At 63.0% G+C, this 16,518-nt stretch carries 17 protein-coding genes; 13 read left to right on the plus strand and 4 right to left on the minus strand.

Features of this window, described 5'->3' with window-relative positions; translation table 11 throughout:
• Positions 1-46 precede the first annotated feature (46 nt).
• Positions 47-253, plus strand: a complete 207-nt coding sequence (locus JQ616_RS39370) for a GDCCVxC domain-containing (seleno)protein (protein WP_249137129.1) — start codon at positions 47-49, stop codon at positions 251-253.
• A gap of 52 nt (positions 254-305) precedes the next feature.
• Here JQ616_RS39370 and JQ616_RS22060 read toward each other — a convergent pair whose 3' ends face one another.
• Positions 306-1,223, minus strand: a complete 918-nt coding sequence (locus JQ616_RS22060) for an AraC family transcriptional regulator (protein ID WP_249137131.1) — start codon at positions 1,221-1,223, stop codon at positions 306-308.
• On the opposite strand from JQ616_RS22060, the gene JQ616_RS22065 reads away from it, so the two are divergent.
• The 6 genes from JQ616_RS22065 (at position 1,222) to JQ616_RS22090 (ending at position 7,159) form a co-directional block, all read left to right on the plus strand.
• Positions 1,222-2,541 (plus strand): tetratricopeptide repeat protein, encoded by a 1,320-nt coding sequence (locus JQ616_RS22065; RefSeq protein WP_212017998.1) that lies wholly within the window; start codon positions 1,222-1,224, stop codon positions 2,539-2,541. The genes JQ616_RS22060 and JQ616_RS22065 overlap by 2 nt on opposite strands.
• Positions 2,542-3,768: an MFS transporter gene (locus tag JQ616_RS22070; RefSeq protein ID WP_212018000.1), complete on the plus strand. Its 1,227-nt coding sequence runs from the start codon at positions 2,542-2,544 to the stop codon at positions 3,766-3,768.
• A 144-nt stretch (positions 3,769-3,912) separates the two neighbouring features.
• Positions 3,913-5,202, plus strand: coding sequence for a sulfite dehydrogenase (gene soxC / locus JQ616_RS22075; protein WP_212018002.1), 1,290 nt, complete (start codon positions 3,913-3,915; stop codon positions 5,200-5,202).
• A complete protein-coding gene (locus tag JQ616_RS22080; protein ID WP_212018004.1) occupies positions 5,183-5,722 on the plus strand; it encodes a c-type cytochrome in 540 nt (179 codons plus the stop codon). The genes soxC and JQ616_RS22080 overlap by 20 nt, the downstream gene beginning before the upstream one ends.
• Before the next feature lie 75 nt (positions 5,723-5,797).
• On the plus strand, positions 5,798-6,727 hold the full coding sequence (gene gcvA, locus JQ616_RS22085) for a transcriptional regulator GcvA (RefSeq protein ID WP_212018006.1): 930 nt from the start codon (positions 5,798-5,800) through the stop codon (positions 6,725-6,727).
• A 150-nt stretch (positions 6,728-6,877) separates the two neighbouring features.
• On the plus strand, positions 6,878-7,159 hold the full coding sequence (locus tag JQ616_RS22090; RefSeq protein WP_212018008.1) for a hypothetical protein: 282 nt from the start codon (positions 6,878-6,880) through the stop codon (positions 7,157-7,159).
• A gap of 8 nt (positions 7,160-7,167) precedes the next feature.
• Here JQ616_RS22090 and JQ616_RS22095 read toward each other — a convergent pair whose 3' ends face one another.
• On the minus strand, positions 7,168-7,689 hold the full coding sequence (locus JQ616_RS22095) for an Lrp/AsnC family transcriptional regulator (protein ID WP_212018010.1): 522 nt from the start codon (positions 7,687-7,689) through the stop codon (positions 7,168-7,170).
• A gap of 94 nt (positions 7,690-7,783) precedes the next feature.
• Between JQ616_RS22095 and megL the strand changes: the two genes are divergently transcribed.
• The 6 genes from megL (at position 7,784) to JQ616_RS22125 (ending at position 13,548) form a co-directional block, all read left to right on the plus strand.
• On the plus strand, positions 7,784-8,974 hold the full coding sequence (gene megL / locus JQ616_RS22100) for a methionine gamma-lyase (protein ID WP_212019092.1): 1,191 nt from the start codon (positions 7,784-7,786) through the stop codon (positions 8,972-8,974).
• A 44-nt stretch (positions 8,975-9,018) separates the two neighbouring features.
• Positions 9,019-9,825, plus strand: coding sequence for a CoA transferase subunit A (locus JQ616_RS22105; protein ID WP_212018012.1), 807 nt, complete (start codon positions 9,019-9,021; stop codon positions 9,823-9,825).
• Positions 9,822-10,568 (plus strand): CoA-transferase, encoded by a 747-nt coding sequence (locus JQ616_RS22110; protein WP_349630036.1) that lies wholly within the window; start codon positions 9,822-9,824, stop codon positions 10,566-10,568. Before JQ616_RS22105 ends, JQ616_RS22110 begins: the two co-directional genes overlap by 4 nt.
• Before the next feature lie 118 nt (positions 10,569-10,686).
• Positions 10,687-11,832, plus strand: coding sequence for a flavin monoamine oxidase family protein (locus JQ616_RS22115; protein WP_212019096.1), 1,146 nt, complete (start codon positions 10,687-10,689; stop codon positions 11,830-11,832).
• Positions 11,833-11,858: 26 nt separating this feature from the next.
• Positions 11,859-12,899 carry an alcohol dehydrogenase catalytic domain-containing protein gene (locus tag JQ616_RS22120; RefSeq protein WP_212019098.1) on the plus strand — a complete coding sequence of 347 codons (1,041 nt, stop codon included), beginning with the start codon at positions 11,859-11,861 and terminating at the stop codon, positions 12,897-12,899.
• Positions 12,886-13,548, plus strand: a complete 663-nt coding sequence (locus tag JQ616_RS22125; protein WP_212018013.1) for a cupin domain-containing protein — start codon at positions 12,886-12,888, stop codon at positions 13,546-13,548. Before JQ616_RS22120 ends, JQ616_RS22125 begins: the two co-directional genes overlap by 14 nt.
• A gap of 361 nt (positions 13,549-13,909) precedes the next feature.
• Here JQ616_RS22125 and JQ616_RS22130 read toward each other — a convergent pair whose 3' ends face one another.
• Positions 13,910-14,332, minus strand: coding sequence for an SseB family protein (locus JQ616_RS22130; RefSeq protein WP_212018015.1), 423 nt, complete (start codon positions 14,330-14,332; stop codon positions 13,910-13,912).
• A gap of 95 nt (positions 14,333-14,427) precedes the next feature.
• Positions 14,428-16,305, minus strand: a complete 1,878-nt coding sequence (locus JQ616_RS22135) for a sigma-54-dependent Fis family transcriptional regulator (protein WP_212019100.1) — start codon at positions 16,303-16,305, stop codon at positions 14,428-14,430.
• Between the last annotated feature and the right edge of the window lie 213 nt (positions 16,306-16,518).

The raw sequence follows: 16,518 nt of genomic DNA on the forward strand, positions 1-16,518 counted from the left end.
GGGCGCGACCAAGCGCTTTGATCCGCTTCAGGCCGAAGGGTTATCCATGAAAGCGCAATCGACTCTAACTTGTCCTGTGTGCCGCCATCAGGCGACTGAGACTATGCCGATCGATGCATGCCAATTTTTCTATGATTGTGCGGAGTGCGGCACCCGACTTAAGCCAAAGCCGGGCGACTGCTGTGTGTTCTGCTCTTACGGAAGCGTGCCCTGTCCACCGGTGCAAGAAAACAGGCAGGGGTGCTGCGGCTAAGGGCAGCCTGGTCGTCGTGAAGATGAGCCCTATGGTCGTCGCGCACCGAGCATTAGTGCGAGTTGCCCGATTTCCGAATGTACGCGTGAGGACTGGATCCCATTTCAGTTCGGAAGGCGAAGATGAACGCCGACGCGGAGCCGTATCCGAGTTGCAGGGCCGTCTCGGTTACTCCAGTCCCCTTTCTTAGCAGTTCGATCGAACGCAGCAGCCGTACCTGCCGCCTCCAAGATCGGAGGCTTAGACCCAGCTCCGCTTCGAACTGTCGCGTGAGCGTTCGGGAAGACGTACCGAGCACCTTGGCCCAATCGTCCAAACCGCGTTCGTCGGCAGGGTCCACGTAGAGGGCCTCGCATAGACGTAGCAAGCGCTCGCTGCGCGGCCACGGCAATCCAGCAGTTAGGGCCGGGGCTCTGGCGAGTTGGTCGAGAATGAGCGTCGTGACGCGGTCGGTGTATCCGTCGCTGTCCCTCCGCGCCTCGATGGCGGCAGCCTCGACGATCAACTGCTTCAACAGCGGTGAGACGGCCAGCACCGTCGGAGCCGTGGGAAGACTTCGTCCGGAGTCAACTGAGATCCAAAGGCTGCGGAATTCGGCACCGAGCAGTGAACCGACGCGGTGGCGGATGCCGCTCGGCAACCATACCGCCTGTTCCGGCGAGATGACGAAGGAGCGGTTCTCAGCGATCGCCATGAGCACTCCATCGACGGCATAGACGACTTGATGCCAGTCGTGCGCGTGCTCCGGGAATTCATGTTTCGGAGGAATGGATTGGGCCCGCATCGTGATCGGCTGCGGGGGAAGGGCGTCCGGCGGGGCCGATATCGCAGTCCAAGACATGCCGTCTCCGATTGGCGGATATTCTACATAAATTGGCAAAGCGTCGAAAGACAGCCTGATATCGCTCTGGTAGCGGTCGAAATCAAGAGGCTGCCAGGTGGCGGCCTGACCGCTGCAGGAGGCGAGCATGGCCGAGGTCGACAGTCGCGGCCTTCCGATTTCGACGAACTCGACGCAGGCGGCGGCGGGTTACCGCACGGGCGTTGACCTTCTCTTGTCGGCCTGGCCGGGCGCAGAGGAGGCGCTGCGGCAGGCTATCGATCTGGATCCGGAATTCGCCCTCACGCACGCCGCTCTCGCGCGACTGCAGGCGATCAAGGGGCAGCCGGCCGAGGCGCGCGCCAGCATCGCGCGGGCCCAAGAGTTCGTCACCCGAAACGGATCACCCCGTGAGATCAACCACGTGTCGATACTCTCGCTCGCGGTGACCGGGCAGTCGGCCAAGGCGCTTGAGAGCGCGCTCGCGCATCTCGACAAATGGCCCCGCGATGTTCTGATCCTCTCGCTGCCGCTCGGCGCGTTCGGCCTGTTCGCCTTCTCCGGAATGGCGGACCACGACCGGGCGCGCGTCGATCTGTGCGAGAAGGTTGCGGATCGCTACGACACGGATGATTGGTGGTTTCTGACCTACCGCGGCTGGTCTCACGCCGAGAATGGCGCGGTCATCAAGGGCAGGGACCTGGCGCAACGCGGGCTCGAGCGTCGGCGCGCCAACGCCAATGCGGCTCACGCCGTCGCGCACGCCATGTTCGAGCAGGGCGCGGCGCAAGAAGCTGAGACGCTGATCGAGGGGTGGCTGCCGGAATACGACCGCGCAGGTATGCTGCACGGGCACCTGGCGTGGCACGCCGCGCTGTCTGCGCTGGAGCGCGATGATCCGCAGCACGCGTTGGCGATCTATTCGAAGTATGTGCGTCCGTCGGTCTCGCTGGGACTTCCGATCAACGTCGTGAGCGATGCGGTGTCGCTGCTGTGGCGGCTGCAGGCGTATGGCCACGCGGTGCCGACCGGCCTGTGGGACGAAGCCGAACATTACGCAGGCTCCAAGTACGCGAACCCCGGGCTCGCGTTCGTCGAGGTCCACATGGGACTGCTGTCGGCCGCAACCGGTCGGCAGGTCGCCGCGATCGATCGCATCGATGCGAACTCGCGTCGCGTTGCGGACGGTGCGCTTCCGGCCGGCGCCGTCGTCCCTGCGGTGGGCTCGGCTGCGCTTGCGTTCGCGAATGCCGACTACGCCGAGTGCACACGGATTCTGGAACCCTTGACGAGAGACTTCGCTCGGGTCGGCGGAAGCGGCGCCCAGCGGGAGATTCTCGAGGACATGCTGCTGCTGGCGCTGATGCGCAGCGGCCAATCACCCAAGGCGCGCGACCTGCTTGATCGTCGTCTGCATCGACGTCCTTCGCAGCGCGACACGCGCTGGAGCCACCAAATCGAGGTCTGAATGTCCCAAGTCGTGATGGAAGATCTGGCGGACGCAGCGCCGACTACCCGGTTCGAACGTTCCAACGTGGTCAGGTTGGCGATCGCGCAGGCGCTGGCCGGCGCGAACTCGACCGTCATCTATGCCACCGGCGCGGTGATCGGAGACATGCTGGCGCCGACAAAGGCGCTCGCGACACTTCCGATCTCGATCTTCGTCGTCGGAATGGCCGCTTGTACGTTGCCGGCGGGCGCGATCGCCCAACGTCACGGTCGTCGCGCGGCCTTCATGATCGGGACCGGCTGCGGTGTCGTGGGCGGCCTGATCGGATCGTTGGCCGTGCTGCAGGCCTCGTTCTGGCTGTTTTGTCTCGCGACGTTCTTCGGCGGCGTCTACGCCGCGGTGGTGCTCTCCTTTCGTTTTGCCGCCGCCGACTGCGCCGTGCCTGAGCGGCGCCCGCGCGCGTTGTCGGCCGTGATGGCGGGAGGCGTCTTCGCAGGCGTGATCGGACCACAGCTCGTTTCGTATACGATGGACCTCTGGCAGCCCTATATGTTCGCCGCGACCTATATAGGGCAAGCCATTGTCGCGGCCATCTCGCTACTCGTTCTCGCCGGCGTGCGCTTGCCGGTGCCGACGGCAGCAGACGCCGGTAGGGGGCGTCCCTTGGCCACCATCGCACGGCAGCCACGGCTTATCGGCGCGGTCATCTGCGGCGTTGTTTCGTACCTTCTGATGAACTTCCTCATGACGGCTGCGCCGCTCGCGATGAAGTTCTGCAACCTGCCCCAACAATCCGCGAACCTCGGCCTGCAGTGGCACGTCATCGCGATGTACGGGCCGAGCTTCTGGACGGGCCGTCTGATTACCCGGTTCGGTGCATCGAAAGTGGTTGCGACGGGTCTGCTGCTTACCGCTGCTTCGTCGGCAGTCGGCCTCCTCGGCATCCAGGTCGCACATTTCTGGGCGACGTTGATCCTGTTGGGTGTCGGCTGGAACTTCGGCTTCGTCGGTGCCTCCGCGATGGTTCTCGAATGCCACAGGCCGGAAGAGAAGGCCCGGGTCCAGTCGCTCAACGACTTCGTCGTGTTCGGCACGATGACTTTCGGCTCCTTCCTGTCGGGTGGACTGCTCTCGGCCTACGGCTGGGACACTGTGCTCTGGCTCTCGTTTCCGCCTCTTCTTTTCGCCGTGGCCGCACTCTTTGTGGCGTCGCCGGCGCGATCCAGAGAAGGCGCTGCGGCCTGACGCCGGGGCGTCGACTGAATTCGATTTCCGGCGGCGGAGCCTCCGAACGCCGGAGACCCCGAAACGGACATGGGGCGCGTCGGATCGACGGATCCGCTGCGGCAAGTTCGGGAATCCTGTGAAACATGTTCGCAAGGAGAAAGCATGAAGAGCGGATCGCGCGTCGAGGCGACGAGGTCGTCGACGCGGAGACAGTTTCTGGCCGCTGGTTCGCTGGCGGTAGGAGGAGCGGCTGCGTTGGTCGCATCCGGAGAGGCCTTGGCGGCCGAACCGGCTGCCGGCGCGGAAAACCTGCCGCCTAACGTTCCTGAATGGATGAAACAGCCAGGTGCAGATACCGGCAGCGAGCCGTACGGGCTGCCTTCTAAGTTCGAGAAGAGCATCGTCCGTGTGTTGAAGAAGGACACCGAACAGCAGACCTCCTCGCAGAGCCAGACGCCACTGCAGGACATCGACGGCATCATCGTCCCCAACGGCCTCTTCTACGAACGTCACCACGGCGGCATCCCCGAGATCGATCCGGCACAGCACCGCCTGATGATCCACGGCCTGGTCGAGCGGCCGACCGTCTTCACGGTGGACGACATCAAGCGCTATCCGTCGGAAAGCCGCATCCACTTCCTGGAGTGCTCCGGCAATCCGCCCTACACGAAGATCTATGCGAAGACCGCGGGTGAGCTGGTCGGGCTGGCGAGCTGCTGTGAATGGACCGGCGCGCCTCTGAAGACTGTGCTCGAAGACGTCGGGCTGAAGCCTGAAGCCAAGTGGATTATCGCCGAAGGCGCGGACGCTGCCGCGCTCACGCGCAGCATTCCGATCGAGAAGTGCCTGGAGGACGCGATGCTGGTCTACAGCCAGAACGGCGAGCGGTTGCGGCCCGCGCAGGGCTATCCGCTGCGCATTCTGGTCCCGGGTTACGAGGGAAACATGAACGTCAAATGGCTTCGACGTCTTCATGTGACCAACGAGCCGATCTACTCCCGCGAAGAGACGTCGCGGTACACCGATCTGATGCCGGACGGGACCGCGCGCAAGTTCACCTTTATGATGGAGGCGAAGTCGATCATCACCCGCCCGTCGGGTACGCACAAGATCCAGCCCGGGTTCAACGAAATCACGGGTCTGGCGTGGACGGGACGTGGCAAGGTCGCGAAGGTCGATGTGTCGACGGACGGCGGCAAGACCTGGCAAGCGGCGAAATTGCAGGAGCCTGTTCTCACGCGAGCGTTCACGCGCTTCAGGCTTGCGTGGACGTGGGACGGCAAGCCGACGACGATCATCAGCCGCGTGACGGACGAGACCGGCTACGTGCAGCCGAGCTTCGAACAGCTCAAGGACGTCCGGGGTCTGAACGGCCAGTACCACAACAACGCGACTTGGCCCTGGAAGATTGCCGAGACCGGGGAGGTGACCAATGCCCATGTCAAGGCTTAGTCTCGTCGGAGCGGCCATCGTTCTGGTGTGCACGACGACGCTCGTTTACGGACAGTCGAAGTTCGGCTTCGGCAAGAAGGCCACGGACGCTGAAATCGCAGGCTGGAGCATCGACGTCGATCGGGACGGCAAGTACCTGCCGCCGGGACACGGCACGGTGAGCCAAGGCCGCGAGCTGTTTCAGAACCAGTGCGCTGCGTGCCACGGAGAGAAAGGTGAGGGCGGCATCGGCGACAAGCTGGTCGGCGGAAAGGGCACGCTGGCGACAGCGAAGCCTGTCAAGACTGTCGGAAGCTACTGGCCGTACGCTCCCACGCTCTTCGACTACATCCGTCGCGCCATGCCTCTGAATGCCCCGGAGTCGCTCACGAACGACGAGGTATACGCTTTGTCCGGCTACATCTTGAATATGAACGGCATCGTGCCGGCGGATGCGGCGATGGACGCGAAGTCGCTGAGTGCCGTCAAGATGCCGAACCGGGATGGCTTCGTAGACGATCCGAGGCCTGACGTTCCATGACCGCGACGACCGAAGCGTGAGGCAGCAGAACTGTTTGCGTCGCGCTTCGGTTTCGCACAAAGGTGAAGCAATCGCATGAAGTCGCCGGTCCATCTCAACGCGTTGCGAGCCTTCGAGGCAAGCGCACGGCACGGCAGCTTCTCCGGAGCTGCGGAGGAGCTGCACGTCACCGCTGCCGCAGTGGGGCAGCTCGTCAAGACCCTCGAAGAGTGGCTCGGCGCACCGCTCTTCCATCGCGCCACCACCGGGCGTTCCCGCCTGGTCGCGACCGAGACGGCGCTGCGCGCGCTGCCAGACATCAGAGCGGGGTTGGATCGCCTCAGTCTCGGTCTCGAGACGCTGAAGGTCGGCGGCATCCGTGCCACCTTGACCGTGACTGTCAGCCCTGCTTTCGCGGCGAAGTGGCTTCTGCCGCGGATCCACCGATTTCAGGCGAAAAGTCCGGACATGGACGTCCGTCTCGACACCAACCTCAAGCTCTCCGACTTCGTCGCACAAGGCATCGATATCGGCGTCCGATACGGCGCCGGCGACTGGCCTGGACTGGTGGCAGAGAAGCTGATGGACGAGGAGGTTTATCCGGTCTGCTCGCCTGGCTCAGTAAAGAATTTCGGTAGCCCGCAAGATCTCCTGGGGGAAACGCTGATCCACGATCTGTCGGTCGATCGGCACGCCGGGTTTATTACTTGGGATCAGTGGCTCGCGCAGGCCGGTGCGGCTGACGTGATCGCATCCAAACGCGGGCTCCACATCAACAACTCTGCGGCCGTGCTCCAGGCGGCAATGGAGGGGCAGGGCGTTGCTCTGGGCAGAAGCATCATGGCGCGCGACGATATCGCGTCGGGGCGGCTCGCTCGCCTGTTCCCGGAGATCACGCTGCCATCGTTGCTGTCCTACTACGTGGTCTATCGCGCCGAGAGCGCCGGGCTGCCGCGGTTGCTCGCGTTTCGCGATTGGCTCTTCGAAGAGGCCGCAGCGAATGTCGTCGACGAGCGGGCAGAGTGATGCAGCCGGTTCCGTCCAAGTTTTACTTAGCCGGATCTCAAGATCTTCGCGTTTGTGAAAGTGGACCGAGCGTCTCAAGGTCTTCCCATGACAGGCGGTGTCGGACTTGCCGCAGCGTCGCTGTTTCATCGAAGCAAGAAGGGAAGAACGATGGCCTATCTGGAAATCACGCTGAAGGTCGAAGAGCACAACCGAGCCAAAGCCGCCGCAGTCTGCGGTCACTTCAAGGAACCGTTCCTCAAGAACGTATCCGGCGCCAAGTCGAAGGAGTTGCTGGTGCGGGGCGAAGACGTGCAGGTGCTTCACGGGTTCGATACTGTCGAGAATGCCGTGGCCTATACCAAGAGCCAACTGTTCCAGGACGACGTCGTAGTCACCTTGAAGCCGCTGCTCGCGGCAGCTCCGGAGATCCGCTTCTACCAGGTCGCCTGAGCCTGAGTTCAGGCGTCCGGTCGACGACCGGACGCCTGCTCGTTGCCCGGCGAGAGGGGGAGTGGTCCCGACGAACGGTACGTCCGCATGGCGAAGCTCGTCCGGATGTCGCGCAGCTCGGGAAGAGAGAGAAGACGGTTGAGGACCGTGGCTTCATAGGTCGCCATGTCGCGTACGACGACTTCGATGAGAAAGTCGATGTCCCCGCTGACGAGGTGGCAGGCGATGACTTCGGGCATCGCCAGCAGCATCTTGATGAAGTTCTCCTTGCCTTCGGCCGAGTGACGCCCGACGCGAATTCCGGCGAAGACGGTCAACCCGAGGCCGACCGCAGAACGATTCACGATCGTACGGTAGCCCTCGATGGCGCCCGTCTCTTCCAGCAGCTTGACCCTCCGCGAGCATGGGGAAGGGGAAAGGCCGACCCGCTCGGCGAGCACGTTGTTCGGCAGACGGGCGTCGGTCTGCAGCTCACGGAGAATCTTCAGGTCGATTGCATCGAAATTGGCTGTATTCGCAGGAATGGTCATGAAATGCCTGTCTGACGCGATTTCGTGCCAAAATCTCAATCCGACGGGCTTGTCTTTGGCAAGTGCGAATTCGCGCAGCGATTATGCTGGCGGCATGAAAAACATCGAATTGGGCTTCTCCACGCGGGCGATCCACGAAGGGTACGACCCGCTCGACTATCATGGGGCATTGAACCCGCCAGTCTTTCTAACGTCGACATATGCGTTCGAGCGCTCCGTGACGGGCAGCGAGCGGTTTGCGGGGACGACCGACGGCTACATTTACAGCCGCGTAGGCAATCCAACCGTTTCAGTGCTTGAGAAGCGAATGGCGTCGCTGGAGGGAGGTGAGGCGGCCATGGCAACGTCGTCCGGCATCGGCGCTCTCACTGCCGTTATCTGGACACTTCTCAAGGCCGGTGACGAGATCGTCGCCGACAAGACGCTCTACGGCTGCACGTTTTCGTTGCTACACCACCAACTTGAGCGCTTCGGCATTAAGACCAGGTTCGTCGATCTGACTGAGCCCGCCAATCTGGCGGATGCGTTGACCTCTCGTTGTTGCTTGGTAGTCGCCGAAACGCCCTCCAATCCGAACATGCGCTTGGTCGATATCGCAGCGGTTGCTGATATTTGCCACAAGAGGGGAGTTCTGCTGCTGATCGATAACACCTTCTGCACGCCCTATCTTCAAAAGCCGATCGCACTAGGAGCTGACATTGTCGTGCATTCGGCTACGAAGTATCTCGGCGGTCACGGCGACTTGCTGGCCGGCATCATCGTCGCGCGGAAGGACGTCATCGATAACTGCCGCTTCATCGGGATCAAGGAGATGAACGGTGCCTGCATCTCCGCCTTCGACGCGTTCCTCGTTCTCCGAGGGCTGAAGACGCTCAGTATCCGGATGGATCGACATGGTGAGAATGCGTCCAAGCTGGCGCATGCCCTTGCTGAGCACCCTGCGGTGGAGACCGTCTATTTCCCTGGCCTGCCGTCCCATCCGCAGCACCAGCTCGCAATGCGCCAGATGAAGAACATGGGCGGTATGATCTCACTGGAGCTCAAGGGTGGACTTGGGGCCGGTCGCGCCTTCATGGACAACGTCACGCTCGCGACGCGCGCAGTCAGCCTCGGCGACGCGGAGACCCTGATCCAGCACCCCGCCAGCATGACCCACGCGACTTACTCGCCGGAAGAACGAGCCGCGCATGGATTTACCGATGGTTTGATCCGGATCTCGGTCGGCCTCGAGGATTACGACGATCTGCAGGACGATCTTCTGGGATCGCTCGATCGCTTGAAATAACGAAACGCCCGGCGATCGATCGGGCCTGATACGGGAGGTGGACCATGACTGAATTCGTGTCGCCGGAGGCGATGGCCGACATGATCCCGTCGGGCGTCAAGCTCGGCCTCGCTCCGGACGGTTCGGGTTCCTGTCCCGCGATGATTCGATTCCTGATCGAGCGAGGAATCCGCGACCTTCACGTCGTTTGTGCCCCCATCGGCGGGATGCAGGTCGACATGCTGATCGGTGCCGGCGCCGTGTCTGTGCTTGAGACCAGCGCCGTCAGCCTGGGCGAGGCGGGCGGGGCACCGTGCTTCGGTCGCGCGATCCGCAACGGCGAGATCCGGATGCTCGATGCGACGTGTCCGGCGGTGTTCGCGGGTCTGAGCGCGGCGGAGAAAGGCGTGCCGTTCATGCCGATCCGCGGCATCATCGGCAGCGACGTCCTGAAGAACCATCCGAACTGGAAGGTCACCACCAATCCGTTCGACGAGAGCGAGAAGATCGTGGTGGTCTCGGCCATCCAGCCGGACATCACACTGATCCATGCGCCGGAAGCCGATCGCTTCGGCAACGTCCGCCTTGGCCGGCGCCGCGAGGTCATGCTGCTCGCGCACGCCTCCAAAAAGACCTTCGTCACCGTCGAGCGCATCTCCGAGACCTCGCTGCTCGACGACGAAAAGCTAGCCGCCGGCGTTCTCCCGGCGATGTACGTCTCCGCCGTCGCCGAATACAAGGGTGCGGCCTGGCCGACAGGCCTCTACGCCGAGTATGAGGTCGACGCTGGAGAGGTCGAAAACTACGCGCGTGCTGCACGCACGCCAGAGGGCTTCCTGGCCTACATCACCGGTACCAGGAGCGCGGCGTGACGACCGAGTGCACAAACCGCGAGCTGTTGATCTATACGATCTCCCGCCTGCTCGACGGGGTAGAGCACGTCGCTGTCGGAATGTCGTCGCCGATGCCGGCAGCCGGCGCCATGCTGTTGCGGGCCCTGAACAAGAAGCAGGGTCTCGGCGATGTGCAGGTCTCGATCCTCGGCTCGGTCAGGCACAATTCCTTTACGAGCGGGTCGGAAGAACTGTTCGATTGCGCGGCGCAGGGTCGCATCGGCGCGTTCTTCCTCGGTGGTGGCCAGATCGACGGCAAGGGCAACGTGAACCTTGTCGGTGCCGGAGGCTATCCGAACTCGCCCGTCAGATGGCCCGGATCGTACGGCTCAGCCTATCTGTACTTCCTGGTGCCCCGCGTGATCCTCTTTCGCGAAGAGCACAGCCCGCGCGTGCTGGTCGATCAGGTCGATTTCATCTCAGCGCCAGGAGCGACCGAAGACGGGGTCTATCGGCGAGGCGGTCCGCATGCGTTGCTGACGAATGCTGCGATGTTCAGTTTTCAGCGGGACACCGGTCGGTTCCGGCTCGAGAGCGTGCATCCGGGCCGCAGCGCGGCTGACATCCGCGAGATGACCGGCTTCTCGTTCGACAACGACCGCTGCGAGGTCGAGACCCCCGGTCCGGACGCCGAGATTCTGGCGCTGATGAGAGGCCAGATCAGGTCGGAACTCGCGGAGACGTATCCGCAATTTGCTGCCTCCCTCCCGGAGGCGGCCTGAAGGGGGCCTGTTGGACGTCCGCCAAAGATTTTCTTTGGCGGCCGCCAAGATCATCCCGTTTGAAGGAGCGCCTGCGGGCGAGCATGTTCTTCGGGTGTCCACTTCCAGGGTTTTTGTCGTGTCGAGTTCCGATCGTCCCGTCGTCATCGTAGGAGGAGGCGTCGCGGGCCTGACTGCGGCGCTGCGGATCCACCGCGCGGATATCGCTTTCCGACTGTTGGAAGCGCGGCCGCGGCTCGGCGGTCGCGTTCTATCCGTGAACGAAACCGGGCAATTGTCGAGCGACGGGTTCGATCTCGGTCCTTCCTGGTTCTGGCCCGAGATGCAGCCTGCGTTCGGCCGACTGATCGACGATTTCGGGCTCATCAACTTTGCCCAGCATGACGACGGCGACGTCGTTCTTCAGCGGATGCCGAACCGGCCGCCGCAGCGCTACGGCGGATTATCCCAGACGCCGCCGTCGATGCGGCTCGCCGGTGGCACAGGTTCCATTGTGTCCGCACTTTTCAATGCGATTCCGGAAGGCAGTATCGAACTCGGCGTCCGTGCAACAGGCGCAAGGCTTGATGGCGAAGACGTCGAGCTTTCGTTCGTGGACATCGCGGGCGCAGTTCAGACCTGCCGCGCTGCCCTTGTTGTTTTCGCGCTGCCGCCGCGCCTCCTTGAGGCGACCGTCGCATTCTCGCCTGCGATCGACCCAGCGTCGGCAAGCCGCTGGCGAGCGACGCCGACATGGATGGCACCCCATGCGAAGTTCTTCGCGGTCTACGACCGGCCGTTTTGGCGAGAGCAGGGGCTGTCGGGCACGGCGCAGAGCATGGTTGGTCCGCTTGCCGAGATACACGATGCCACGACAGCCAGCGGGAAGGCTGCTCTCTTCGGCTTTGTCGGTATCGCCGCTGAAGATCGCGTCGCAGCGCGAGAGTCCGCGATCGTATCCGCTTGTGTGCAGCAACTCGTCGACCTGTTTGGGCCCGAGGCGGCGAAGCCGCGTGCGACGCTCTTCAAGGACTGGGCGGCCGACCCACTGACGGCGACAGACGGCGACAGGATCGCGACCGGCCATCCGATGGCCGATCGGCGCCCTTGGGTCGGTCAGGAATGGCGGGATCGCATCGTGCTGGCGGGCAGCGAGACGAGCTCGCGAGAACCCGGTTATCTCGCCGGCGCCGTCGATGCGGCGGAGCGCGCCGCGGCATTCGTGATCGCGCGCATGCGCGAGCCTGCACAAAGCGGTCCGCTGTCTCCGGCCACGAACGACTGAAGTCAGAAATATTGGAGGCTGTGGAAATGAGGCGCTCCCATCGTGTCGCGCAGGTCTCGAAAACCGGTGAGCTCGAAATCGCCGAACGCGAGACGCCGTCTCCGGGTGCTGGAGAAGTTCTGATCGCAGTCGAGGTCTGCGGGATCTGCGGCGCCGACGCGGGCGATATCGACCGAGCCGATCCCAAGATGCGACCCGCGCGCGTGCCCGGCCACGAAGTCGTTGGCCGCATCGCTGCTCTCGGTGCCGGCGCGCCGTCGATCTGGAAGATCGGCCAGAGGGTCGGCATCGGGAGGCTCGGAGGGCATTGCAACGAATGCGCCCAGTGCCGCCGCGGCGAGTTTCAGCTCTGCCTGAACCAGCCGTTCGTCGGATCGACGTGCGACGGCGGCTACGCCGAGATGATGATCGCCCGCGCTACCGGACTGGTCTCGATTCCCGACGAGTTGAAGTCGGAGGAGGCGGCGCCGCTTCTCTGCGCCGGCATCGCGACGTTCAACGCGTTGAAGAAGTGTGGCGCGGAAGCCGGCGACACGGTTGTCGTGCTGGGTATCGGCGGATTGGGGCACCTCGCACTCCAGTACGCCAGGCGGATGGGATTCCGCGTCGTCGCTGTGGGGCGCGGGAGCGATATCGCGGACGATTCTATCGCGCTTGGAGCGCACGTCTACATCGACTCGAAGAAGGAAGACCCCGCCGCACGTCTGCAAGGCCTCGGCGGCACCAAGGCCATCGTCACGACCATTGGCGATGTCCAGGCCATTGCCGCTCTAATGGGCGCTCTGTCGCCGCAGGGCAGGCTGGTCCTGCTAGGAGCCGGCAAGGATCCTTTGCCGGTGTCTGCAGGACACCTCGTCGTCGGCGAACGCAGCATCCTCGGGTCGATCACCGGCACGCCGTTCGAGAACGAGAAGACGCTCGACTTCAGCGTGCTCGCCGGCGTGCGGCCTCGCATCGAAGTCATGCCATTCGAAAAGGCGGGCGAGGCGGTCGCCCGGATGAGGTCCGGCCAGGCAAATTTTAGGATGGTGCTCACCATGAAGGAGGGAAGCCATGCGCATCAATGACGATCTGACGATCCCCGTGATCATCCAGGCCTCGGAGCTCCCATGGGTGGCGAGCCCCGCCGCCGGCGTGGACCGGCGAATGCTGTTCCGCATCGGTGAAGAGGTGGCGCGTGCCACTTCGATCGTGCGTTACGCGCCGAGCAGCGCGTTTCCCCGACACACGCACGGTGGTGGCGAGGAGATCGTCGTTCTGGAAGGTGTCTTCCAGGACGAGCATGGCGACTATCCCGCCGGGAGCTATTTCCGTAACCCGCCAGGAACGTCGCACGTGCCGGCCTCCGCGGAGGGCTGCACGATCTTCGTCCGGCTCTGGCAATTCCGGGAGGGTGACGACCAGCAGATCGTCCGCCGGCCGGCACAAGGTGGATCTGCATCTGGCGCGATCGAACTTTTTGATGACGGATACGAGAATGTGCGGCTCAAAACTCTCCCAGCGGGGGCCGCGATAACGATCGAGAACCGACGCGGGCTCGAGGGACTTGTCCTCGATGGCGATCTAACGATCGGCGATCGAAACCTGACGGCGCAAGGCTGGATCCGCTTACCGCCGGGCGATGCGTTGCGCGCGGTTGCAGGTCCGCGAGGAGCAAAGCTCTGGGTAAAGGACGCGCCATTGATGCATCCGGACGTGCTCCAAATACCTAGCTGAGCCTCTCTGCTCATGTGGCAACCACCTAGACTAAGGTGTCCACTTTGGCCCTAGCAGACAAAATATCGACTGCTCCGCAGCCGATGTCTGCTTGTGATCGCCACGGCGGGCGGCTCCGGGTGACTGGCATTTCGACATTGACGATCGGCGGGCGCCCACCAGCGGCATTTTTGGTCAGCTTGCTTATGCGAAGAAATCCGCACAGAGCTGCGTATCGCGGCGAAAGATTGGAGAAAATATCGCGGATTTTCTCCGTGTGGGGATAGGTGGTAGCGGTCTCCCCGCTACCAATTCTACGATTTCAGACGCAAAGCTACGATTTTTCGCGATCTGGTACGCGATGGTTGCACGAGCACCGCGCCTATCGCGCGGACTTTATCGCCATGTCAAAGATCTTGCCGTTCATGAGGAGAGCGATCTCGGCGGCGGGCAGGGGCTTCTGACATTCGGACAACGGATTGAGCCAGAAATTGGAGTCAGGCAGCATTTCGAACAGATTGCGCGCGGCGGCGCCAAGACACACCTCAGGCTGCTGTATATAATCGTAGATGCGCTTTTTTGAGGTGAAGGTGGGGTGCCATCTCATGTTCTGGAAGTCGACCGTTGCGACGTTGATCTCTTCCTGGAATTTGAGCGAGCGACGGCGCCCAGGTTTCATCGGCGCTTCCGGCGTCAGAATGTAGATCTCCGTCTCGAGCAACGCGCGATAGAACGCGGGAACGATGCTGGCGTCCCTTGCGGCTGCCTGCATCAGAGCTTCGAGACTGTTTTCCGGTTCAAACATGGCGATGCTCCCAATTGACTCGACGAGGTGATGTCCTCTAACGCCTCCAGTTCGGCCGGATCGCGCTGTCGTCGCGGCGCCTCGCCGCGATTGCGCTAATCCTTGTTGCCGCGCAGGGCGCGATAGATCATGTTGCGCGACACGCCCAGCCGGCGCGCGGTCTTGCTGATGTTGTTGCCCGTTTCCGCATAGGCGGCCAGCACATGCGAGCGCTGAATCTCATGCAGATTGGCCTTGAGCCCAGCAGCCACCGCCTTGCCGGCCAGGCGCTCGCCGCCTGAATGCGCAAGCACGGATTCGACCGATGTCTCGTCGATCAGATCCCCCGGCTCGGCCAGCGACAATCGGGAAAGCACGTTGCGCAGTTCGCGGATGTTTCCATCCCAATCGAGCTCGGCCAGACGATCGATCGCTCTCTCGGTCAAATCCATCAAGGGATCGATCTTGTGGATCAAATGGCGCGCGATCTCGGCAAAATCGGAGCGCTCGCGCAAGGGCGGTAACGTCACCTCCAGCGTGTTGAGGCGAAACAGCAAATCGGATCGGAAGCGGCCCTTCGCAATTGACTCGTCGAGATTGGCATTGGTGGCAGACACCAGGAGAACGTCGACCTGACGTTTTGTGCCGCCGACCGGCCGGACGGTCCAATCGTCCAGGAAGCGCAGCAGCACGGCCTGCAGCGTCACCGGCATGTCGCCGATCTCGTCGAGGAAGAGTGTCCCGCCGTCCGCTTCCTTGAACAGTCCCGCGGCGCCGCCCTTCTTGGCTCCCGTGAAAGCGCCCTCGACATAGCCGAACAGCTCCGCCTCGATCAGGCTGTCGGGGAGCGCTGCGCAATTTACCGGGACGAAGGCGCCGGTCCGCCCACTGGCGGTATGAGCATGGCGGGCGAGTTGCTCCTTGCCGGTGCCGGTTTCGCCACGGATCAGGATCGGCATCTTGCGGACTGCCGCGATTCCCACCCGTTGGACAACGGAAGCGATCGCCGGGTCGGCGGAGACGAACTGGGTGGGGACGTCCTTGGGCGTCGGCGGCCGAGGTCGCGAAATGGCTTGCATCATCGAGAACTGGCGCGCGTTCTCGATCGTTGCGACAAACTGGCTACCGACTTCGTCCTCGAGGCGCTGGCGTTCCTTGCGCCGGCCTTCATCGACGAAGGCGTTGAATTTGGTACGGAAGACGTCGGCGAAGCGACGACCCGGCGAGGCGGGCAGGCCATGCAGCAGGACGCTAGCGGCCCGGTTGGCTGCAAGGATCCTGCCCTCGTTATCGACGGCCAGCAGGCCTGCGCTCAACGTGTGCAGGTACTCGCCGCGGTTATGGAAGGCGATCAGGATGTTCCCGCGGTGATGTTCGCGGAACAGGCCGTTCTCGATTTGGGTTGCCGCCATTGCGACCAGCGCCTGGGTATGCGCCTGCCTCGACATGCAATCCGATGACGCGTCGAGTATTCCGGCCAGTTCGCCGTCGGGTGCGAAGATTGGTGCGGCGACGCAAGTAAGATTGTTGTAGCGCGAGAAAAAGTGCTCGCCGCCGTGAACGACGATGGCCCGCTTGAGATAGGCGGCGGTGCCGAGGCCGTTGGTGCCGCAAATGGCCTCGGTCCAGATGGTGCCGGGCCGAATGCTCGCTGCGTTCGAGGCGTCACTGAAGCTCGAGTCCGAGATGATGTCGAGCAGCAGGCCGTCGGCATTGGCAAAGGCGATCATGAAGTTCGAGCCGGCGATTTGCTGATGCAGCGTGTGCATCTCTGCGAGCGCGAGACCTCGAATCAGGGAGCAGCGCTGCTGCTCCTGGCGCAGAATTGCGGTGCTGACGAACTCGGGCGATGGGGGGCGCAGTGTATCGAGACCAAGCGAGATGCAGCGCATCCAGCTGTCGTAAATATCCGCCGACAGAAGCTCAGCCGGTGGCGCGCCGCGCTGTTCGAGCGTCATCCAGGCATTATCCCCGCGTCGGCTAGCGGTCAGCATCTTGGCTCCTCCCGGAGTCGCTGCTTTGGCGATTTCCTCTAGGTCGTGGCCCGGTTCGTTCGGGTCGTTCTCGCGTGTGCCGCGGCTCTCACGATCATAGGTCAAACAATCGAAAATCCAAATTTTCGTGCAGCCGTTGTTGCAGCCGTCGAACTGTTCCGACTCGGAACACTCGCGGGCAAAGCCTGCTCCGAGGCGGATCGGCGCGGGCTC

This window comes from Bradyrhizobium tropiciagri (assembly GCF_018130545.1).
In the GTDB taxonomy this organism is placed as follows: Bacteria; Pseudomonadota; Alphaproteobacteria; order Rhizobiales; family Xanthobacteraceae; genus Bradyrhizobium; species Bradyrhizobium tropiciagri_A.